Origin of the sequence: Luteolibacter pohnpeiensis (genome assembly GCF_016595435.1) — a bacterium.
Lineage (GTDB): Bacteria > Verrucomicrobiota > Verrucomicrobiia > Verrucomicrobiales > Akkermansiaceae > Luteolibacter > Luteolibacter pohnpeiensis.
On record NZ_JAENIJ010000125.1, the window covers coordinates 1 to 1182 of the forward strand.

1 protein-coding gene is annotated in these 1182 nt (G+C 59.7%); it reads right to left on the minus strand.

The features are described 5' to 3' along the window. A partial coding sequence (locus JIN85_RS22555; RefSeq protein ID WP_200274363.1) for a hypothetical protein occupies window positions 1–1182 on the minus strand: 1182 nt, incomplete at both ends.

The window sequence follows — 1182 nt, forward strand, 5'->3', positions numbered from 1 at the left end:
CCACCACGGAAGGCATCGCGGATGCGTTGCAGCGCTTGCTGCTGGACCGCCGTCATCTCCTTGGTGCCGTTCTCGACTGCCTCAATCAGCTGACGCGCTGCTTCCACCATTTCCTTTTGGCCTTCATCCGTCACCCGGGATTTGGCTTCACTGAACTGGGCGAGGGCTTCGCGAATTTGCTGTTCTCCGATCTGCCGGGTGAGCTCTGCGTTCTTTGCTGCGGAATCCGCTGATTCGCGTGCCGCTTCGGCTTCCTTGCGGGCCTGATCGATCTCATCGCCTGAGGACATGCCGCGCTCTTCGAGCAGCTTCACCTTGCCTTCCTTGTGGCTTGCGTCCTCGTCCTTGAGGTTCGCTTGAGCCTGGGCAAGGTTGGCCTTCTGCTCGATCGCTTCAATGCGTCGGCGTAGCTCGCTGATGGCATCGACCGAGGCAACCGCGCCACGGTTTGCACCACTGTCGAGAGCTGCCACCGAGGCGGCATGCTGCTCCGCTGCCTCCGCGTTGCGGCGGGCTGTTAGAAGCTCATTCTGCCGACGCAGTTCGTCATTGGCCGACTTGATCGCCTTTTCCTCGCGGCCGTAAAATTCCTCAAGCCTTTGATTGGCAAGTGTGGTCCGCCGCTCTTCAAGGGCACGAGTGTAGGCGTGTAGCGATTCCTTGGCCAGTTTCTCCTTCTCCCCTGCTTTCTGCAGATCCTGAGTCATGCTTTCGAAAGCATGGTTGAGCGGACCTGTTAGAAGCCCAATCAGTCCGCCAACTGCCGCGCCAAATGGACCGCCGACCGCAAAGCCCTGTGCCGCTGTCGATACCGCGTTGCCTACGCTATCAAGGCCCGACGAAATATTCCCGAGGGTTTTCGAGATTTTTGGATCCGCCTCCTGCAGTGAAGTGGAGGCCGATTTCACCACGTCGGCGATTCGCGAAATCCCGTTGCCGATTTCCGCCGCAAGCTGCGCCCTTTGCAAACTCACCAACCGGTCGAGCTTGTCGCCGGATTCCTCCGAAGCCTCGCCCATTTCATCGAGTGCCTTCTCAAGTTCGCTGAGCTTCCGCTCGGTATCGTCTGCCGCCGCTTCTGTCCGGCGCAGCGATTCCTCGAGCTGGGTATTGGCGGCGACGCGTTCGGTGACTTTTGAGGTATCGATTCGTATCGTGCCTTCGCCGGAAGCTTCGGCACCG